This window comes from Lawsonella sp. (assembly GCF_011525565.1).
GTDB lineage: Bacteria > Actinomycetota > Actinomycetes > Mycobacteriales > Mycobacteriaceae > Lawsonella > Lawsonella clevelandensis_A.
The window spans coordinates 396,461-415,156 of record NZ_WVRS01000001.1; the positions used below are offsets into that span (position 1 = coordinate 396,461).

Below are 18,696 nucleotides of genomic sequence, written 5' to 3' on the forward strand. Positions count from 1 at the left end.
GCAAAAGCTACACGTTGAAGCGGAATTCGACGACGTCGCCTTCTTGCATGACGTAGTCTTTGCCTTCCATGCGGACTTTGCCGGCGGCGCGGCAGTCGTTGATGGAGCCGTGTTCCACGAGGTCGTCGTAGGAGACGATTTCGGCCTTAATGAAGCCTTTTTCGAAGTCACTGTGAATAACGCCAGCGGCTTGGGGTGCGGTATCTCCTTGGTGAATGGTCCAGGCGCGAACTTCTTTTTCGCCGGCGGTGAGGTAGGTTTGCAGCCCCAGGGTGCGGAAGCCGGCGCGCGCTAGCTGTGCGAGGCCGGGTTCGTCTTGTCCGATGGATTCCAGCAGTTCGAGGGCGTCTTCGTCGTCAAGTTCTGCTAGTTCGGATTCCACTTTGGCGTCCAGGAAGATAGCTTCTGCGGGGGCTACTTGGTCGCGGAGTTCCTGTTTGCGGGCTTCGTCGGTGAGGATGGCTTCGTCTGCGTTGAAAACGTAGAGGAAGGGTTTGGTGGTCAGCAGGTGTAGTTCGTAGAGGAGTTCGCCGTCTACTTCGCTTGCGCGGGAGAAGATGGTGTCGCCGTTTTCGAGGATTTCTTGGGCTTTCTTGACCTCCGCTACCTGCTTTTGGAGGGATTTGTCCTGCTTTGCTTGTTTTTCCAGGCGGGGCAGTGCTTTTTCTATTGTTTGCAGGTCGGCGATAATCAGCTCGGTTTCAATAACTTGAATATCGTCGAGTGGGTCGACTTTGCCTGACACGTGTACTACGTCGGGGTCGCCGAAAACGCGCACTACTTGGCAGATGGCGTCGGAGTCGCGGATATTGGCCAGGAATTTATTGCCGAGGCCTTCACCTTCGGAAGCACCCTTCACAATGCCGGCAATGTCCACGAAGGACACTGTGGCGGGCACGATGCGCTTTGCATTAAACATTTCCTGTAGTTTCGGCAGGCGTTTATCGGGCAGTTCTACCACACCCACGTTGGGTTCAATGGTGGCGAAGGGATAGTTCGCAGCTAGTACATCGTTTTTGGTTAGGGCATTAAAAAGGGTGGACTTGCCCACATTGGGCAGACCAACAATTCCAAGTGTAAGGCTCACGGCTCTTTACTCTACTCGCTACCTGCATAATTGCCCTTACCGCTATTGTTACTAGGGTGACTGCAGCAAACACAGACAGTAAAACGCCCGCTGCGCGCGAGACATTCTCCAAGCGTTCAGTGTTTATTATGGCCGCGATCGGCTCTGCCGTGGGCCTTGGCAACATTTGGCGATTCCCCTACGTCGCCTACCAAAACGGCGGTGGTGCTTTCCTTATCCCCTATCTGTGTGCGCTCCTCACAGCCGGCATTCCGCTTCTTATCCTGGAGTATTCCCTGGGGCACCGCTACCGCGGATCCGGCCCCCTCGCCTTCCGCCGCATTAGCCGCTGGGGGGAATTCGCGGGCTGGTTCCAGGTGTTTATCGCTTTCCTTATTGCCCTCTACTACCCCATCATCATTGCCTGGTCCGTGCGCTATATGGGCTACAGTTTCCACCGGGAATGGGGCGACAACCCCACCCGCTTCTTCAATGAGTCTTTTCTCCATAAAGCTGATGGTTTTGGGCTTCACATGGTGCCTAACCTGCTTATTCCACTGCTAGTTGTGTGGGCTGTCATTGTTATTGTGATGGCATTCGGTGTGGAGAACGGCATTGGGCGGCTGAACCGAATCTTCGTCCCTGTTCTCGTTATTCTTTTTGCCTCACTGGTTATTCGTGCACTTTTCCTGCCCGGCGCGGCCCAGGGACTCAATGTTTTCTTCACACCCAAGTGGGGATCGCTCCGTCACCCGTCTGTGTGGATTGCCGCCTATGGGCAGATTTTCTTCTCGCTCAATGTCGGTTTTGCGGTCATGATTACCTACAGTTCCTATTTGAAGAGCAAAACTAACCTGGTGGGGACGGCGCATGTAGTGGCTTTTGCGAATTCTTCCTTTGAGGCATTGGCCGGTATTGGTGTGTTCGCCACGTTGGGTTTCCTGGCGGCCAGCTCCGGCCAGCCAGTTGGGGAAGTTGCAGAGGGCGGCATTGGATTAGCATTTATTGCGTTCCCCACCATTATTTCGCAGATGCCGGGCGGTACTGTTTTCGGGGTTATTTTCTTCGGCTGTCTGTCTATTGCTGGGCTGACCTCGGAAATATCGGTGGTGGAAGTATGTATTTCTGCTATTCGCGATAAGTTCGGCCTGGCCCGCTGGGCGGCGACGACTGCTGTTATCCTGCCGCTCGTTATAGCGTCGGTGTTGTTGTTCCCCACGACTACTGGTGCTAGCACGCTCGATATTTTTGATAAGTTTGTGTGCTCTATCGGTATTGTGAGCGCCGCTATTATTTCTATGTTGACGATCAGCTGGGGGTTACGGCATCTCCCCGTTCTGCAGTTACACCTCAATGCGTTATCGTCTCGCAAGGTAGGTAGGCCGTGGCGTTTCTATGTTTCGGTACTGACTCCGGCGGTGCTGCTCATTATTTTGGGGACAGAAACGCACTCCATCATCACTGAGGGGTATGGAAATTATCCGCAGTGGGCATTACTTGTTTTTGGGTGGCTTCCTATCCTCTGTTTCTTTGTCGTTTCTCTTCTACTGCCGCTTGCTCCTTGGCCTGCTGCTGCGGAAGTGGAGAAGGGTGCTGTGCGGCGGCCGGAGGAAGAACTTCTTGATACTCCTCACAGTAAAAATCCACATAGTGAAAATTATGCTGAGAAAAATACTGTCCGACACGATAATTCGGCATAGGATGGGGAGGTAACTGTCTTTCTCCGCTGGATAGAGAGCTATTCTGCTACACACATCCATACGTATTGTGCTTTCCCGGAGAAACACTTTATTCGCCACCATACGTTTAGAGAGCGCAGGCGTGACGACTCGTAGCCGTTCTCACGACCACGTCAGGATATGAATGAGTAACACTAGTCCAGCCCAACGAGAAACTTTCTCCAAACGCTCAGTCTTTATTCTGGCGGCCATCGGTTCAGCAATTGGCCTTGGTAGTATCTGGCGTTTCCCCTACGTCGCCTACCAAAACGGCGGCGGCGCCTTCCTTATCCCCTTCCTCATAGCGCTCCTTACCGCCGGTATCCCCATGCTGTTCCTGGACTATGCCATGGGACATCGTTTCCGCGGCGGCGCACCACTCACCTTCCGCCGCTTCGCTAAGCACACGGAAACTCTCGGCTGGTTCCAAGTAGCTATCTGTTTCGTTATTGCCTGCTACTATTCCGTCATTATCGCCTGGTCATGCGCCTACATGGTGTACTCGGTTAAAGAGGCATGGGGAAACAACCCAGCCGAGTTCTTTAATAATGATTTTCTGCAGTCACAGAGTTCGCTCAGTGTAGATTTTGTGCCAGCTGTCCTTATCCCCCTCATCATTGTGTGGGTTATTACTATCGGCACGCTAGCTCTTGGTGTACAAAACGGCGTGGGCAATATGTCCAAATTCTTCGTTCCTCTCCTCGCCGCCCTCTTCCTCATCCTGGTAGTACGCTCCCTTTTCCTATCTGGTGCCAGTGACGGCCTGGAAGTATTCTTCCACGCTAACTGGAATTTGCTCTCTGACGGCAAGGTCTGGATTGCGGCCTATAGCCAGATATTCTTCTCACTGTCTGTTGGCTACGGCATCATGATCACCTACAGTTCTTATCTGAAGCGCCGTACCGATCTGGCCGGTTCCAGCCTTGTCGTAGCTTTTGCAACAACCTCTTTCCAGGTGTTGGCCGGTATTTGTGTTTTTGCCGCGCTCGGTTTCCTCGCTCACCAGCAGGGCACCAGCGTGGATAGTGTTGCTGCCAACGGTATTGGCCTAGCGTTTATCGCTTTCCCCTCCGTCATCTCGCAGATGCACGGTGGCCCTATTTTTGGGGTATTGTTCTTCCTCAGTCTTGTTCTTGCTGGTCTTACCTCCTCCATTAGTCTGGTGGAGGTTGTCGCGGCAGCTTTCCAGGATAAGTTCGGATTACGTCGCGTCCCGGCTGTGCTCATTACGGGCATTCCCATGGCCATCATTTCCATCGTGCTCTTCGCAACAACCTCCGGCGTTAATGTTCTTTCGGTTGTCGATAAGTTCATCAATAACGCCATTGCACTCAATGCCCTGGTCACCCTCATTTTGATCTCGTGGGTGTATCGCCGCGTGGAGGAATTGCACAAGCACCTCATTTCCGTGTCGTCTCTGCCGGTGGGGAAATGGTGGAATGCGTGCATCTCCATCATTACGCCCGTCGCACTTGTGTGGATGCTCTTCGTGGAGTTTTCCACCATCATCCGCGATGGGTACGAAGACCACCCCACCTGGTTCCTCGTTGCCTTTGGTTGGGGCAGTATGATCTTCGCTCTAGTCTTCGCCATTATTTTGGCGCTGTGCCCCTGGAGTGACCGAATAGTACATCTAGACGGCCCTGTCTTTACGCCCGAATTAACTACTGAATATCAGCACCCCTACTACCGGGAGTGGCTGGCGAAACATCACCCGGAACAATTAAATGCTGCCCCAACTACTTCAGCTGCTCCGGTAGAGACAATTGCTTCTGAAAGACAGGAGGAAACAGAATGAGTGCAGGATCTATCGTTATGATGGTGTTGTTTCTGGTCATCATTTGGGGTGGACTTATTGCTAGTAGCGTCCATCTTATGAAACACCCAGATACTACCGCCGACAGCGATGAATAAATCACACATACAATAAGGGCAGATTGCTCATACTATCTATATGTCGTACCTGCGTATCGGTAAACGACATCACTAAACGACAGCGGTGTGTGTTGTTGGAGAGAACTACATGTCTAACAAAAACAGCAAACCGGAGCTGATAGGTAAAGACAGCTCTGCTGACACACCTGCGCTCGATAGCGGGAACGACACAAAAAACGCGTCTTCTACCGCTACTACTTCCTCTCGTCACGGAAAGAACGAGAAAAAAGATAAGAAAGACGAGCGTGAACACCCCTCGTCTAGGCGTATGCACTCCACAAGCCGATCTGCTGTTATTGGCCAGGATCTTCGCAAACTGGCTAATTGGTCCCTTCGCTTCATTATTGTTGTCGCCGCCGGCTATATCCTCTACAAACTCTGCCAGTTCATCTGGGTAGGGCTCCTCCCCACTATCCTCGCTATCATTATCTGCTCGGCATTGTGGCCGCCAGTTAAATGGCTCACCAACCATAAAGTACCTAGTTGGATAGCGTCCCTGGGCATGCTCCTTGTTGTTTTAGGAGTTGTCAGCGGTATTCTCTCCGCAATCGCCCCCAGTATCGCCTCCCAAATTAATCCCATCTCCCAAAAAACAGTGCAGGGACTCCGAGATCTACAACATTGGCTCCTCGGCCCTCCTTTCAACGTCAATCAGACACAGCTAAACCGTATTGTGGCATCAATAACGGATAAGATTCAGTCTTCATCCACCCAAATCGCCTCCGCTGCTATTAACGGTGTTTCAACAGCCTCTAACGTGGTGGTGACGCTACTCATCACCTTCATGCTGTGTTTCTTCTTCCTCAAAGACGGCTCAAAGGTTCTCCCGTGGGTAAAACGCGTTGTGGGAATGCCCGCCTACGCACATATTGAAGAACTGACTCTACGCTGCTGGACTACCCTGGGTGGCTTTATCCGTACACAGTGCATTGTGTCTGCGATTGATGCCGTTGGTATTGGCATCGGCATGATCGTTCTTAAAGTTCCGCTTGCGGGGCCACTCGCCATTATCACCTTCATGGGTGGCTTCATCCCTATTGTGGGCGCTTTCGTCTCCGGATTCCTGGCAGTATTGGTTGCTTGGGTAGGAGTATCGTTCAAAGCGGCCATCATCATGCTCATCGTGATTATCGTGGTGCAACAGTTGGAGGGGAATGTTCTCTCCCCCATCCTGCAGTCCAACGCCATGGACCTGCACCCCGTCATCGTGCTGCTTGTTGTTTCCGCCGGCGGCAGCCTCTACGGGATCGTGGGAGCTTTCCTCGCCGTTCCAATTACCGCTGTTATTGCAGTTATCCTCCGCTACATTGTGGAGTCATGGGATGAACGCGCAAAAATTGTTGTGACAAACCAACCCAGTGAACAACCGGAGACGAAACACACAAAAATGCGTCGCTGGTTGCGGCGCCGCTCTAGTTCATTGCGGAATTTCGTCCACGATGAAGATAACGAGCTCTTACATGACACTACATCTACGGAAGAACCTCCTGCACATGTAGACGAAGATGCTGAGTCGACATCATTGTTAACAGCATCATTACCAGATGAGACTAGCGATACTGCAGATAGTGATAATGATGCAGATGTCACCAGTTCTGACAGCACTCCTGGGGATAGATCCGACGATAAACCTGGAGACAGTCCTAGCCGTGAAGAGTCGTAGCAACAGTAAGTTTTGTTACAGTCCTCTGGTAAAAAGACAGGCATGAACGTTCTTGCCATTATCGGTCTTATTGCCGCTGGTTTAGTCCTCGGGTTCATCATTGGCTGGCTGGCACGAGGAAACTCCCGGGCGACTCGCCGAGATATCGCGCAACAAGCCGCATTATCCAGAGAGATGATGCAGCGGCAATCAGATTCCGTGTCCGACATAGTACTGCCTGTTATTTCTCCTCTTGAAAAATCCCTCCAGGGGTTTAGCCTTCACATGGAGCAGTTAGAACAAAACCACTTACGTGAGTTCTCCCAGCTCACTGAATCTGTAGTAGCTATGCAGCGGAGTTCCCGTATTCTCTCGGAAGAAACGGGGCGTCTTTCTTCTGCTTTACGGTCCCCCAATATTCGTGGGCGTTGGGGAGAAATGCAGTTAGAACGGGTAGTTGAACTTTCTGGCATGGCAAAACATTGTGATTTTTCTCCGCAACATCATGTTCATGGCAGTAACGGCGTGCAGCGTCCCGATCTTGTTATCCATTTATCGGGGCAACGCACCATTGTGGTGGACGCTAAAGTTCCCTTTGATTCTTACCTCACCGCTGTAAACGCGGCAGACCGCAGCACACAACAAAAAGCACAACGAGCCTGCGCGAAAGCTGTTCGCACACATGCCGATGCTCTTGCGAAGAAAAGTTATTGGGAGGCGTTTTCCTCCACACCTGAGTTTGTGGTGATGTTCCTCCCCAGTGACCCCTTTCTAGATACAGTGTTGCAGGAGGATCCCTCTATTCTCGATTATGCTTTTTCACAGAATGTTATTCTAAGCACCCCCACAACACTCATTGCCTTACTTAAAACTGTTGCACTGACGTGGCAGCACGACACCATCACACAAGAGGCAAAAGAGATTCAAAAACTTGGTTATGAGCTCTATCAGCGTTTAGGAACTGTCATACAACACTTCACTACCTTGGGAGCACAACTTGAGAAGGCCGTGGACTCCTATAATTCGGCACTCGGATCTGTGGAATCGCGACTTGTTGTTACTGCCCGAAAATTAGAAAACTATGGCATTTCTCCTGCTTCTGTAGTAATAAGTCCCGAAGAAATCGACTCTTCTCCGCGTGCAGTTTCGAACAAGTGGGTGTCTTCCCGGTAAAGTTGACCTGTGCTAGTTAACTACCATGCAGATACATCGACACCGGAGAGGAAACGATCACTCATCCGGTCAATTCGTGGTATTCCATGGTGGGGCGTTCTTATTGCCTATCTTGCTGCACTCGTTTTAGGCATGCTTCTCAGCCTTTTTACTAAAGAGCTGGGGATACCATTCGCAGTAGTGTTCATCCTGTGTTCCACAGCATGTGCAGTTTTCGCCGACTGTGATGCGCTGTTCACTGCGACAGTCATGCCGGTTCTTGGGTATGCCATTGCCTATATTGTCTTTTACTCCATCAGTATGCTGGCTTCTGGAGATAAAGGCGGTAGAGCAGCAATTATAAAGATTGGTTTACCGTTTATAAGCGATGTTCCCATTATGCTGGGAGCCTTATGCGTAGCAGCAGTAATTGTTATTACGCGCATAGTAATTACGGGTATTCAACGAGGATGGGACTCGCTGAAAATCGTTGCTTTTTTCACAAAGAAAAAAGACAAAAAGCACTCTGCCGAAACTACGAAATCTGAATCTGCGAAAAAGAAACACTCCCGCTCTACCAGTTCTTCTTCCTCTTCTTCCTTAGCACAGCCAACAACTGCAGCAGATTCAGTAGCTTCTTCACAAACACCCGCCACAGCTCTCGTTCATGAGCATCGTACGACTACTCCGCGCCCACGTCCTATTGCGCATAACCACGATGTCACACTTCCGAGGATTGCTCATTCCCACGGAAACGATCCGCGCATGTATCACCAGCAACCTCGCACCGAGGCTATTGACCGCACTAGCGATGCTGAAATGCGGCGTCGTGCCATACTCGCTGCTGAAGAGCGCCAACGAAAAGCCGTTATTATTGCTGCTAAACGGCAGGGCATAGATCCGCGTGATCCCCGCGTAAAACGCGAAATTGCGCGTCGTATTGCGGCAGTCCGAAGAAGGGCAGCCAATGATGCCTCCGCCCCCCGTCACCCAGTAGCAGGGATGCCCACTACCGGATCCCCTTATCCACGTAATGGTGCCCCACAGCCTTATCCCTCATCGTCTCCGCGAACGCAGCGACATACCCCGCAGCCTCATAGAGATTCCCGGCGCAATAATCCCCAGCGTAATAACTCTCAGTACAACACTCACCAGTACAGTGATCCTCGCCGGGATCCTTACAGCCGGTCCTCTCATAATCGGCCAGGCCACGACTACCCCACCCGCGAGCATCATTCCACCCGTGAACACCAGATGAAAACCCATCGTCATTACGATGGTCAGTACCCCCAGAATAATGGTGGACGGGGACACACCTCGCGTTAGATATTAATTCTGCGATACTTTTCGAATCTCCGGCGGTAGCTGGAAACTCATATCCTCACGTACTGTTTCTACTTCCTCCACCTGGGTGAATCCGCGTTCCTTTAAGGAACTGACAACCTCTTCAACTAATACTTCGGGGACAGAAGCCCCCGAGGTTACCCCTACTGTTTCTGCTTCTGTTAGCCAGGTATCGTCTATTTCATGGGCGTAGTCCACCAAATAGCAGTGCTTAACACCCGACTGTTCCGCAACTTCCCGTAAACGTACGGAGTTGGAAGAGTTTCGCGAACCCACCACAATAACAACATCGCACTGTTCCGCCATGGCTTTCACCGCTCCTTGACGATTCTGTGTGGCGTAGCAAATATCGTCAGATGGCGGATCTGTTATCTCGGGGAAAAGCTCATGGAGCATCGTCACCGTGTCTTTAGTTTCATCCACGCTAAGAGTGGTTTGGGAAAGCCAGACAAGGCTGCTGGGGTCTTTTACAGTGAGGTTTTTAACGTCTGTAGGACCTTCCACAACATAAGTTTGTGTGGGGGCTTCACCAGCGGTACCTTCTACTTCTTCGTGTCCACGGTGGCCGATAAGGATAATTTCTTTACCGTGTTTGGCGAAGCGTCGTGCTTCACCATGTACTTTCTTTACTAGTGGGCATGTTGCATTAATAGTTGTGAGATTTCGTTCCTGCGCTGCTGCCATTACCGATGGTGCAATTCCGTGGGCTGAAAATACGAGAACAGAGCCCTCCGGTACCTCATCCACTTCATTAACGAAGATGGCTCCGGCTTTAGTGAGAGTATCCACTACGTGTCGATTGTGGACAATTTCTTTACGAACATAGACGGGAGCTCCGTAGTGCTGTAGCGCTAATTCAACTGTGTGGACAGCACGATCAACTCCGGCACAGTAGCCGCGGGGCGAAGCAAGCAGAACCTTACGCATTCTTTTAGCCTACGGGTTTATCCCCTACTTTGACACGTTGCCTCACTACAATCGAGAGAAGACGGTAGTAAAGAAATTTTTTATAGACCATAACGCGCTGTTAGGAGATGGCAGATGAGCCAACAGTCAAGTGCTGTATCGGGAGGAAAACCCCAGGCCATGTCTGCTGATCATCCTTATCCGGTGCGGGAAGTTAGCGCTCTTGTAGCATCGTGGATAAACCGTTTGGGGGAAGCCTGGGTGGAGGGAGAAATCACTCAGCTGAAACTACGGCGGCAATCCTACTATTCCTATTTCTCGCTTCGGGATCTGGCAGAGACAGTGTCTTTGCAGGTAACATGCCCTTCTCGCTTGCTTGCGGAGGGAACTATAACGGAGGGTACCCGTGTTATCGTGCATGGCAATTTTGCCCTCTACAAGGGAAACGGCTCCCTTTCTCTACTGGCGAAGGATATTCGCCAGGCGGGCTTGGGGGAATTGTTGGCGCGATTGGAGCGTCTCCGCCAGCAGCTTGCTGCTGAGGGACTTTTTGATACGGAATTAAAACGTCCGCTTCCCTACTTACCGCGCAACATTGGTCTTATTACAGGGCGTAACTCGGCGGCGGAACGGGATGTTTTGTCAGTGGCGCATAGCCGCTGGCCGGAGGCTCATTTCACAGTTCGCTACGCCACAGTGCAGGGTGCGCGATGTGTTCCGGAAGTTGTGGAGCAACTTCGTCTTTTGGATGCGGACCCCTCCGTTGACGTCATCATTATTGCTCGCGGGGGCGGATCCATGGAGGATCTGCTTCCCTTCTCTGACGAGACACTGGTGCGGGCGGTATCACGTGCTACTACTCCCGTCGTTTCCGCCATTGGGCACGAGCCTGATATCCCACTGTTGGATTATGTAGCTGATCTTCGCGCAGCAACTCCCACGGATGCGGCAAAGAAAGTAGTTCCTGATGTGGTGTCTGAGCGAAGCCATATACGGGATTTGCGGGCACGGAATGCCCAAGCATTACGGCAGTGGGTAAGGCGTGAATCTGCGCTAGTGGAAAGTTTTACATCACGCCCGGTAATGGCTTCGCCGGTAACTCTTATTGAGCAGCGTTTGCAGGAAACTGAGCGCGCACGAGAAGAACTCTACCGGCAGATGACGCTCTTCCTCGCTAATGAAGATAATCGCATCGCTACAGCTACCACGCAGCTCACAGCATTGGGACCAATACATACTCTGGCGCGTGGTTACTCAATTGTGCAGATACAGCATCCCGACGGAACAACAGTAGTACTGAACTCTATTAAGGACGCCTCCCCTGGATCACAATTGCGGGTGCGGGCTACTGATGGGGTAGTTAATGCGGCAGTGTTGGGGACCCAGCCGTGTCCTAGTTCTTCCTCTAGTAAAGCTCAAGTCCGATAAGAACAAGTTAGTAAAAACCAGTTAAAGGAGGCTACTGATGGCACAACAGAATGATGATGTGAAGCCCGTTGCTGAACTTAATTATGAAGAAGCTCGGGATGAGTTAGTAGAAACGGTCCGCTGTTTGGAGCAAGGCGGATTGAGCTTAGACGATTCCCTTGCTTTATGGGAACGCGGTGAAGAACTTGGGCAACGTTGCGAGGAGCTTTTAGCAGGCGCGCATAAACGTATCGAGGAAGCACTTGCTACTCATACGGATACTGAGACCATCGGGGACGCTGAAGACACAGTAGACGGTAGCACCGACAACTGATACTGACTAGTGATAGTGACAGTAGTATCACCATTACCAGAAATCCTGATAAATGAGATTTTTACTGAGTTTTTATTAGTGAATACTCGCTCTTTATCGTTCTACTTTTAAGAATATTCTTTATATTCTCACCCTATTCTCGTTTTTTGCCCGAGCTAGTGAAATAATAGGTGTACACATAATTTCTGCTCGTTTTTCTCCCGGTCACTTTTCCGCAACCTTTCCGTGGAGTGAACATTCGCGAAGAAAGGGAACCTTCTTATGCTTTCCTCGTTCATCTCTGATCCCAACAGCCTTGACCGCAATCTCGGCATGGAACTTGTCCGCGTGACAGAAGCGGCCGCCTTGGCTGGAGGACTATGGGCGGGCCGTGGAGACAAGAATGGTGTTGACGGAGCCGCTGTTCGCGCTATGCGTGACACTCTTGACACCGTCAACCTCAGTGGAACTGTCATTATTGGGGAAGGCGAAAAAGATAAAGCCCCCATGCTGGCCAATGGCGAAAAAGTTGGTAATGGCCAAGGCCCCAAAGTTGATGTTGCCGTAGACCCCATCGACGGCACACGCCAATGCGCTGAAGGACGCCCCAATGCTATTTCTGTCATGGCTATTTCTGCAGCGGGAAGCATGTACGACCCCAGCGCCTTCTACTACATGAAGAAAATAGCTACTGACCCAGAAGCAGCAGATGTTATTGATGTCGATGCATCCGTAGAGGACAATATTAGAAACGTCGCACAGGCGAAACAGAAGAGTGTCCGCGACATTACTGTGGTTGTTCTCGACCGTCCCCGCCACGATGATCTACAGGCAGCTATTCGCGAAGCTGGGGCAAAGGTCCGCCTTATTGCCGATGGTGACGTTGCTGGCGCTGTAGCTGCCGCTAAACACGGTAACTCAGTAGACCTCATGATGGGGATTGGTGGAACCCCCGAAGGCGTTATCACCGCAGCCGCTATGCGTTGCCTCGGTGGTGCTATTCAAGGCCGACTATGGCCCAAGACTGATGAAGAGATCGCCCGCGCAGCAACCGGCGAATACGACACTGACAAAGTACTCTACACAAACGATCTCTGCTCCAGTAAAGACTGTTTCTTCTGCGCTACGGGAGTAACTAATGGAGACATGGTGGGAGGAGTATCCTTCCGCGCCCACGGAGCCTACACGCGTTCCCTCGTTATGCGCGGTACCTCGGGAACTATCCGTTTTATTGAAGGCTTCCACCGTTTAGAAAAACTCCAAGCTCTCTCCAGTGAATACGCTCGTGGTTTACCCCAGATTGGATCCCTCTAAATAGAGCGCTTTAACGTCCTTTAACGGCGCTTTCCACGTTTTTGAGCTGCCCGTTTGGCCGCATGACGCGCAGCGATACGCTGCTTACGCTGTTCTTGACTTTGTGCTCGGCTAGCTCGAATCTTTTCTTGGCGTGCCCGTTTACGCGCTTGCTTCGTCGATAGCCCCATATCGTCGCATGTATGCGACACCGCTTGTGTAGCGACACTGGATCGAGACGAATGAGCTCGGCGTCCTCTTAGCATTCCGATGAAATCCTGGATGAGCTCTTCCGAGCAGCCATCTGCACATCCGTCCGTACGATCCTTGAGCCACACTGCACACACCCGTGTGGTTGGTTCCATGTCCAGGAGGCGCACTGTTCCTTCCCCCTGCCCCACAACTTTCACCATGGACTCCGGTAGAACAGCGATACCTGCACCGGATTCTGCATAGGTGACAGCAACTTCTGGCTGTCCTACAGGAACGATGAGATCCCCTTTCCCAACACGCTTGTCAGGTAGATCTGCCAGATCCGCCAGCGTCACTTCGGACACTAGCCCGATATCGTGTCGTTTACGGCCCACGACAACCCAGCGTTCTTGGTAGAGCTCTACAACATGGGTTGTTTCTGTGAGGTCGGGGGGAAGAATAACGTCACCGGCACCGTACGACAGTAACGACAGTGAGGACTCTACTGAGCCCGCTGGCACAGTTGACTCTGCTGAGTCTACGGGCTCTGTTGTCTCTGACAGTACCGTCATGCGTGCGAGCACAATGGACCAGCGGCCGGAACGCAGCCCCTCCCATTGCACGCTAGAGTCCATAAAATCCCATGACGTGGAGACATCGGGACGGTTTTCTTGCCAACGACGCTGCCACTTGTCTGGCTGTACACCCAGGACGCAACCAATGCGCAGAAGCGCCGGGGAAAACTCAGTTTCCGACGGCGCCTCTCCGAGAGTCCTGGTAAAGGGGGATGGATCCTCCTTAGTCAAACATCTTCCAATCTTCTAGACCGTCATACAGCGGTACCTGTTCGCACAGTGCGGTGACGCGGGCGCGTAGTGCGGGCACGTCAGCGTCCTTGCCTTGGGCGAGAGCGGTACCGATAATATCGGCAACTTCCTCGAACTCGGCATCATCAAAACCGCGGGTAGCCAGGGCTGGAGTACCGATACGCAGGCCAGAGGTGACCATCGGCGGGCGGGGATCGAACGGAATAGCGTTGCGGTTGACGGTAATACCAGCTTCGTGCAGAAGATCCTCGGCTACCTGGCCATCCATATCGGATTTACGCAGGTCTACCAGTACGAGGTGGACATCCGTACCACCAGTGAGCACGTCCACACCATTGCTGCGGACATCATCAGCCATAAGGCGATCTGCCAAAATCTTTGCGCCGCGTAGTGTCCGCTCCTGCCGCTCTTTGAACTGTTCAGAAGCAGCAATCTTCAAAGCTGCAGCTTTCGCCGCAATCACATGCATGAGCGGCCCACCCTGCTGACCGGGGAATACATTGGAGTTGATCTTCTTGGCGTACTCCTGTTTGGCAAGAATCATGCCGGAACGCGGACCCGCAAGTGTCTTGTGAACAGTCGTGGAAACCACATCTGCATACGGTACGGGAGACGGGTGCAGCCCTGCTGCCACCAAACCTGCAAAGTGGGCCATATCAACCCACAGTTTGGCACCAACCTCATCGGCGATGGAACGGAATGCCGCAAAATCTTCATGGCGAGGATACGCGGACCAACCAGCCACAATAACCTGCGGACGGCATTCGAGTGCCTTCTCACGCACCTTATCCATGTCGATCATCATGGTGTCTTCTTCAACACCGTAGGAGTAAACGTCATACAACTTACCGGAGAAGTTGAGTTTCATACCGTGTGTCAGGTGGCCACCGTGTGCAAGGTCGAGGCCGAGGAGACGCTCACCGGGCTGCAGGAGCGTGGAAAGAACAGCGGCGTTGGCCTGTGCCCCAGAATGTGGCTGCACGTTCGCGAAATCGGCACCGAAAAGAGACTTGGCGCGGCTACGAGCAATGTCTTCAATAATGTCAACGTTTTCACAGCCACCGTAGTAGCGACGGCCCGGGTAGCCTTCCGCATACTTGTTGGTCAGGATGGAACCCTGCAACTGTAGTACAGCACGTGGAACAAAGTTTTCCGAGGCGATCATTTCAAGGGTGTTGCGCTGGCGGGACAATTCGCCCTGTACAGCATCCAATAGTTCTGGATCCAACTCACTGAGAGGAAGGTAACGCAGGTCCTTAGCCGCAAGATTCTGGTCACTCATTCGGTGGTTCACGCTCCAAAAAGGTGGTTCAGGTGCAGTCTGTTCAATGCACATCTCATTTCCCCAGTTTAGTGGGTTACCCCGACTATAGTTAATAGAGATGTTTCAAGATCATGTACCTAGTCCTTTCCACTGCTTCCCTCGTGAAGACTGGCGTAAACTCCGTAAATCATGGCCGATGGTGCTCACTGAAGATGAACTGGAGTCTATTCGTGGCCTAGGTGACCAGATAGATCTAGATGAGATCGCAAAGATTTATCTGCCACTGTCCCGTCTCCTTTATTTCCAGGTTCGCAATAAGAGCCATCTTTATAACACCTCACAGGAGTTTTTCGGCGATATTTACCAGCAGAAAGAATCCCCTTTCGTTATTGCCATTGCCGGTTCTGTCGCTGTTGGTAAGTCCACTACTGCCCGTGTTCTACAGATTCTTCTGTCCCGGTGGGAAACTCATCCGCGTGTCGATCTTGTTACCACTGATGGGTTCCTCTACCCCACTGCAGTTTTGCAACATCGCGGCATCATGGAGAGAAAAGGCTTCCCCGAATCCTACAATCGGCGTGCCCTCCTGGACTTTCTTTCTGCCGTTAAAAATGGGGAGGATGTAGCGTGTGCCCCTGTTTACGATCACGGAATCTATGACATCATTCCGGGGAAAAAGCAGGAAGTTCGCCAGCCCGATATCCTCATTATTGAGGGACTCAATGTTCTCCAGACTGGTCCGTCCATGATGGTGTCGGACTTCTTCGATTTCTCAATCTATGTTGATGCCGATACTGCAGATATTGAAAAATGGTTCCTCAACCGTATTTTCATGTTGCGCGATACGGCTTTCCAGGATCCTACGAGCTACTACAACCGCTTCACGCATATGCCCGATAGTGATCTGTATGACTACGCGCATGGTGTTTGGCTTCATACAAACCAGAAGAATCTAGAAGAAAACATATTGCCCACAAAGCTACGTGCGGACCTCATTCTTCGTAAGGATGTTAACCACAAGATTCAGCAGGTACTTCTGCGCAAGATCTAGCTATTGTTGGGCTTATTTTCCATAGCGACGGTGGCGGGATGCGAAATCGCGTAGTGCACGCAGGAAATCGACTCGTCGAAATTCTGGCCAGTAGGCGTCAGTAAACCAGATTTCTGAATAGGCGGTCTGCCACAGGAGGAAACCGGATAAACGCTGTTCCCCCGAGGTGCGAATAACAAGATCTGGATCTGGCTGGCCAGATGTATATAGGTGCTCTCCAATGGCTTCTACGGTTACCGCGTCTACAAGATCCTCGGGCTTAGCTCCGCGTGCTATCTCATCGGAGAGTAGAGCCCGCACAGCATCGCATATTTCTTGCCGTCCTCCGTACCCTACTGCCACGTTAACGGTAATCCCCGAGCGGTGTGCAGTGGAGGCCTCTGCATGACGAAGATCCTCCGCAATAGATGCCGGAAGAAGATCCATATGCCCCATCAGGTGAATCCGCCAATTGTGGCCCGGCGCGGCAATTTCTTCTACAACATCACGAATAATGGCGAGGAGTTCATCAAGTTCTTCCGCAGAACGACCAAGATTTTCTGTAGAGAGCAGATAGAGGGTGACGCAGTCGATGCCATCAATCTCACTGCACCACTCCAGCATTTCTACAATTTTCAGAGCACCTGCACGGTGTCCACTCGCAACGTCAGTGAAACCAGCTTCCCGTGCCCAGCGACGATTTCCATCGCACATAACGGCAATGTGGGCGGGCTTGGGTAAAGGCGCAATTGTACGGAGGAGGTGCTGTTCGTAGAGCGGATACAGTACCGCCGCTGCTGTATTCGCTAGGGGATGTCGTAACCAGCGTCGCAGAGCTTTGTTTTTCACTCTTACCAGAGTAACCAACTTCCGCTATATCGTCGCCTTTAGCGAAAGGAAAATATTCAGGCTAGTGCAACACAATATGTCCTTTACAGTAATTCTGGGCGAATTGTCGATGCGTCTATTTCTGTATTCTCGGGAAGTTGTGTAAAAAGTCCTTTTTCTGGCAGTGAAACAGGAACGCGTGTACTTGCTAGTTCAAAATGTTCCCACGGCCAGGCAACCCGTTGAATATCAAGGGGTGCAAAGAAGAAAACACTCGTTGGATCAATCTGTGTAGCATGCGCCTGTAGTGCTTTTTCCCGCTGCGCAAAATAGTCTCCACATTCCACGCAGGTAGTAGCGCGTTCAAAACCTCGTCCTTTATCCTTGCCCCACTTATCTAATAATTCACCGTAGGGGCTAGCAAGGTGACGACGTTGATATTCCTTATCAAAGGCTTTAAACCGTTCACGCGTGAGGTTGCGATCAAAATATATTTTGAATGCTTGCCACGGGCGTCCAGAATCTGGGAATGCTGCCGGATTACCGGCTTCATGCCACGCAATCATGGATACTCGATGTGCCTGAATATGGTCAGGATGCGGGTATCCACCATTTTCGTCATACGTAATAATGACGTGCGGGCGGAACTCGCGAATAAGCCGCACCAATGGTTCGGCAGCCGTGTAGGGGTCGAGGGAAGCGAATGATCCTTCGGGCAGATTAAGGAGTGGATCGCCCTCTGGTAGCCCAGAGTCAACGAATCCTAGCCACCGATGGTGAACACCAAGAATAGAGGCGGATGCTGCCATTTCTTGGATACGTACGTCGTGCAGATGTTCTCTAATGGCGGGATCGGTAATAGTGGGGTTCAGGACGTCACCACGCTCCCCACCCGTTAACGTTGCCACCATTACCGTATGCCCCTCATCGGCATAACGAGCTAGTGTAGCCGCCCCTTTAGATGCTTCATCGTCAGGGTGTGCGTGCACAGCAAGAAGCCGATATTTAGCCATCTTTCCTCTCCTTTAGAGCTAACAATTTCACCATAAGCGTTATTGCAATAATGTGCTCATTTTGCCTACTCCAAAGAAAAACTGCTGATCGCATGGTAGAATCAGGCTAATGCGCGGCCTCACACAGGCCGTGCTTGTTTATTTATTGGAGATGGAGGACCGACTATGACGGAACCCCAAGAGACCTGGCTTACGCAAAAAGCCTACGATCGCTTGCAAAGTGAGCTCAAGGGTCTAATCGAAAACCGCCCCATTCTTGCTGCCGAAATCAATGAACGGCGCGAGGAAGGCGACCTCAAGGAAAACGGTGGCTACCATGCCGCACGCGAACAACAAGGTCAGGAAGAGGCGCGTATTCGTCAGCTCCAAGAACTCCTCGCTAATGTCACTATTGGCGAAGCCCCCACTGAGTCTGGCGTTGCTAGTCTCGGTATGGTTGTCACGGTGTACTACGACGGCGATGAGGATGACGATGAGACTTTCCTGCTCGCTACGCGCGAAGAAGGCGGCCGAGATCCGAATCTGGAAACCTATTCCCCAGACTCTCCTCTTGGTAAAGCCCTCTTGGGTGCCAAGGCCGGCGACACTCGTACATACGATCTGCCCAATGGAAAAACCTGCGAGGTCACTTTAGTCTCAGCTGAGCCTTACCACGAGGATTAACTGAGAATTCTGTACACCACAGAATGACTGAAAGAGTCTGAAGAATACTCGATGATACGCGAAAGCGAGGAGGCCGTATGTCGGCTTTCCTCGCTTTCGCGTT

The 18,696-nt window shown here is 51.7% G+C and carries 17 protein-coding genes; 11 read left to right on the plus strand and 6 right to left on the minus strand.

Annotated features, from left to right (window positions below; translation table 11 throughout):
- Positions 1–7: 7 nt before the first annotated feature.
- A complete protein-coding gene (gene ychF, locus QZV76_RS01835; RefSeq protein WP_290595524.1) occupies positions 8–1,087 on the minus strand; it encodes a redox-regulated ATPase YchF in 1,080 nt (359 codons plus the stop codon).
- A 56-nt stretch (positions 1,088–1,143) separates the two neighbouring features.
- Between ychF and QZV76_RS01840 the strand changes: the two genes are divergently transcribed.
- The 6 genes from QZV76_RS01840 to QZV76_RS01865 all read left to right on the plus strand — a co-directional run bounded on the left by QZV76_RS01840 (position 1,144) and on the right by QZV76_RS01865 (position 8,839).
- On the plus strand, positions 1,144–2,766 hold the full coding sequence (locus QZV76_RS01840) for a sodium-dependent transporter (RefSeq protein WP_290595525.1): 1,623 nt from the start codon (positions 1,144–1,146) through the stop codon (positions 2,764–2,766).
- A 163-nt stretch (positions 2,767–2,929) separates the two neighbouring features.
- The gene (locus QZV76_RS01845; protein WP_290595526.1) at positions 2,930–4,582 is read left to right on the plus strand and encodes a sodium-dependent transporter; all 1,653 of its coding nucleotides are present in this window, start codon (positions 2,930–2,932) and stop codon (positions 4,580–4,582) included.
- Positions 4,579–4,698, plus strand: coding sequence for a methionine/alanine import family NSS transporter small subunit (locus tag QZV76_RS01850; protein WP_290595527.1), 120 nt, complete (start codon positions 4,579–4,581; stop codon positions 4,696–4,698). Before QZV76_RS01845 ends, QZV76_RS01850 begins: the two co-directional genes overlap by 4 nt.
- Positions 4,699–4,807: 109 nt before the next feature.
- On the plus strand, positions 4,808–6,382 hold the full coding sequence (locus QZV76_RS01855) for an AI-2E family transporter (RefSeq protein ID WP_290595528.1): 1,575 nt from the start codon (positions 4,808–4,810) through the stop codon (positions 6,380–6,382).
- A 42-nt stretch (positions 6,383–6,424) separates the two neighbouring features.
- Complete coding sequence (locus tag QZV76_RS01860) at positions 6,425–7,534, plus strand: DNA recombination protein RmuC (RefSeq protein ID WP_290595529.1); 1,110 nt, start codon at positions 6,425–6,427, stop codon at positions 7,532–7,534.
- Positions 7,535–7,543: 9 nt separating this feature from the next.
- Positions 7,544–8,839, plus strand: coding sequence for a DUF6542 domain-containing protein (locus QZV76_RS01865; RefSeq protein ID WP_290595530.1), 1,296 nt, complete (start codon positions 7,544–7,546; stop codon positions 8,837–8,839).
- Between the two features lie 3 nt (positions 8,840–8,842).
- On the opposite strand, the gene QZV76_RS01870 is transcribed toward QZV76_RS01865, so the two are convergent.
- On the minus strand, positions 8,843–9,784 hold the full coding sequence (locus QZV76_RS01870) for a 4-hydroxy-3-methylbut-2-enyl diphosphate reductase (RefSeq protein WP_290595531.1): 942 nt from the start codon (positions 9,782–9,784) through the stop codon (positions 8,843–8,845).
- Between the two features lie 159 nt (positions 9,785–9,943).
- Here QZV76_RS01870 and xseA point away from each other — a divergent pair, with 159 nt between their 5' ends.
- The 3 genes from xseA (at position 9,944) to glpX (ending at position 12,797) form a co-directional block, all read left to right on the plus strand.
- Complete coding sequence (xseA, locus tag QZV76_RS01875; RefSeq protein WP_290595673.1) at positions 9,944–11,191, plus strand: exodeoxyribonuclease VII large subunit; 1,248 nt, start codon at positions 9,944–9,946, stop codon at positions 11,189–11,191.
- A gap of 37 nt (positions 11,192–11,228) precedes the next feature.
- Positions 11,229–11,504 (plus strand): exodeoxyribonuclease VII small subunit, encoded by a 276-nt coding sequence (locus QZV76_RS01880; RefSeq protein WP_290595532.1) that lies wholly within the window; start codon positions 11,229–11,231, stop codon positions 11,502–11,504.
- Between the two features lie 261 nt (positions 11,505–11,765).
- Complete coding sequence (glpX, locus tag QZV76_RS01885; RefSeq protein WP_290595533.1) at positions 11,766–12,797, plus strand: class II fructose-bisphosphatase; 1,032 nt, start codon at positions 11,766–11,768, stop codon at positions 12,795–12,797.
- Positions 12,798–12,817: 20 nt separating this feature from the next.
- On the opposite strand, the gene QZV76_RS01890 is transcribed toward glpX, so the two are convergent.
- Together QZV76_RS01890 and glyA are read right to left on the minus strand one after the other, a co-directional pair.
- On the minus strand, positions 12,818–13,774 hold the full coding sequence (locus QZV76_RS01890) for a LysR family transcriptional regulator substrate-binding protein (RefSeq protein ID WP_290595534.1): 957 nt from the start codon (positions 13,772–13,774) through the stop codon (positions 12,818–12,820).
- Entirely contained in the window at positions 13,767–15,077 is a 1,311-nt protein-coding gene (gene glyA, locus QZV76_RS01895; protein WP_290595535.1) for a serine hydroxymethyltransferase, read from the minus strand. The genes QZV76_RS01890 and glyA overlap by 8 nt, the downstream gene beginning before the upstream one ends.
- Positions 15,078–15,177: 100 nt before the next feature.
- Here glyA and coaA point away from each other — a divergent pair, with 100 nt between their 5' ends.
- A complete protein-coding gene (gene coaA / locus QZV76_RS01900; protein WP_290595536.1) occupies positions 15,178–16,110 on the plus strand; it encodes a type I pantothenate kinase in 933 nt (310 codons plus the stop codon).
- 12 nt (positions 16,111–16,122) lie between these two features.
- On the opposite strand, the gene QZV76_RS01905 is transcribed toward coaA, so the two are convergent.
- Together QZV76_RS01905 and mca are read right to left on the minus strand one after the other, a co-directional pair.
- A complete protein-coding gene (locus QZV76_RS01905) occupies positions 16,123–16,938 on the minus strand; it encodes an isoprenyl transferase (protein ID WP_290595537.1) in 816 nt (271 codons plus the stop codon).
- An 83-nt stretch (positions 16,939–17,021) separates the two neighbouring features.
- On the minus strand, positions 17,022–17,930 hold the full coding sequence (gene mca, locus QZV76_RS01910; RefSeq protein WP_290595538.1) for a mycothiol conjugate amidase Mca: 909 nt from the start codon (positions 17,928–17,930) through the stop codon (positions 17,022–17,024).
- A 165-nt stretch (positions 17,931–18,095) separates the two neighbouring features.
- On the opposite strand from mca, the gene greA reads away from it, so the two are divergent.
- Positions 18,096–18,593, plus strand: a complete 498-nt coding sequence (gene greA / locus QZV76_RS01915; RefSeq protein WP_290595539.1) for a transcription elongation factor GreA — start codon at positions 18,096–18,098, stop codon at positions 18,591–18,593.
- The last annotated feature ends 103 nt before the right edge of the window (positions 18,594–18,696 follow it).

Bases quoted from the DNA above. Each gene is read 5' to 3' on its own strand.
- QZV76_RS01845 (WP_290595526.1), top strand. From the start codon at position 2,930: ATGAGTAACACTAGTCCAGCCCAACGAGAAACTTTCTCCAAACGCTCA.
- glpX (WP_290595533.1), top strand. From the start codon at position 11,766: ATGCTTTCCTCGTTCATCTCTGATCCCAACAGCCTTGACCGCAATCTC.
- greA (WP_290595539.1), top strand. From the start codon at position 18,096: ATGACGGAACCCCAAGAGACCTGGCTTACGCAAAAAGCCTACGATCGC.
- QZV76_RS01855 (WP_290595528.1), top strand. From the start codon at position 4,808: ATGTCTAACAAAAACAGCAAACCGGAGCTGATAGGTAAAGACAGCTCT.
- xseA (WP_290595673.1), top strand. From the start codon at position 9,944: ATGTCTGCTGATCATCCTTATCCGGTGCGGGAAGTTAGCGCTCTTGTA.
- QZV76_RS01870 (WP_290595531.1), bottom strand. From the start codon at position 9,784: ATGCGTAAGGTTCTGCTTGCTTCGCCCCGCGGCTACTGTGCCGGAGTT.
- mca (WP_290595538.1), bottom strand. From the start codon at position 17,930: ATGGCTAAATATCGGCTTCTTGCTGTGCACGCACACCCTGACGATGAA.
- glyA (WP_290595535.1), bottom strand. From the start codon at position 15,077: ATGAGTGACCAGAATCTTGCGGCTAAGGACCTGCGTTACCTTCCTCTC.
- QZV76_RS01860 (WP_290595529.1), top strand. From the start codon at position 6,425: ATGAACGTTCTTGCCATTATCGGTCTTATTGCCGCTGGTTTAGTCCTC.
- QZV76_RS01850 (WP_290595527.1), top strand. From the start codon at position 4,579: ATGAGTGCAGGATCTATCGTTATGATGGTGTTGTTTCTGGTCATCATT.
- QZV76_RS01880 (WP_290595532.1), top strand. From the start codon at position 11,229: ATGGCACAACAGAATGATGATGTGAAGCCCGTTGCTGAACTTAATTAT.
- coaA (WP_290595536.1), top strand. From the start codon at position 15,178: ATGTTTCAAGATCATGTACCTAGTCCTTTCCACTGCTTCCCTCGTGAA.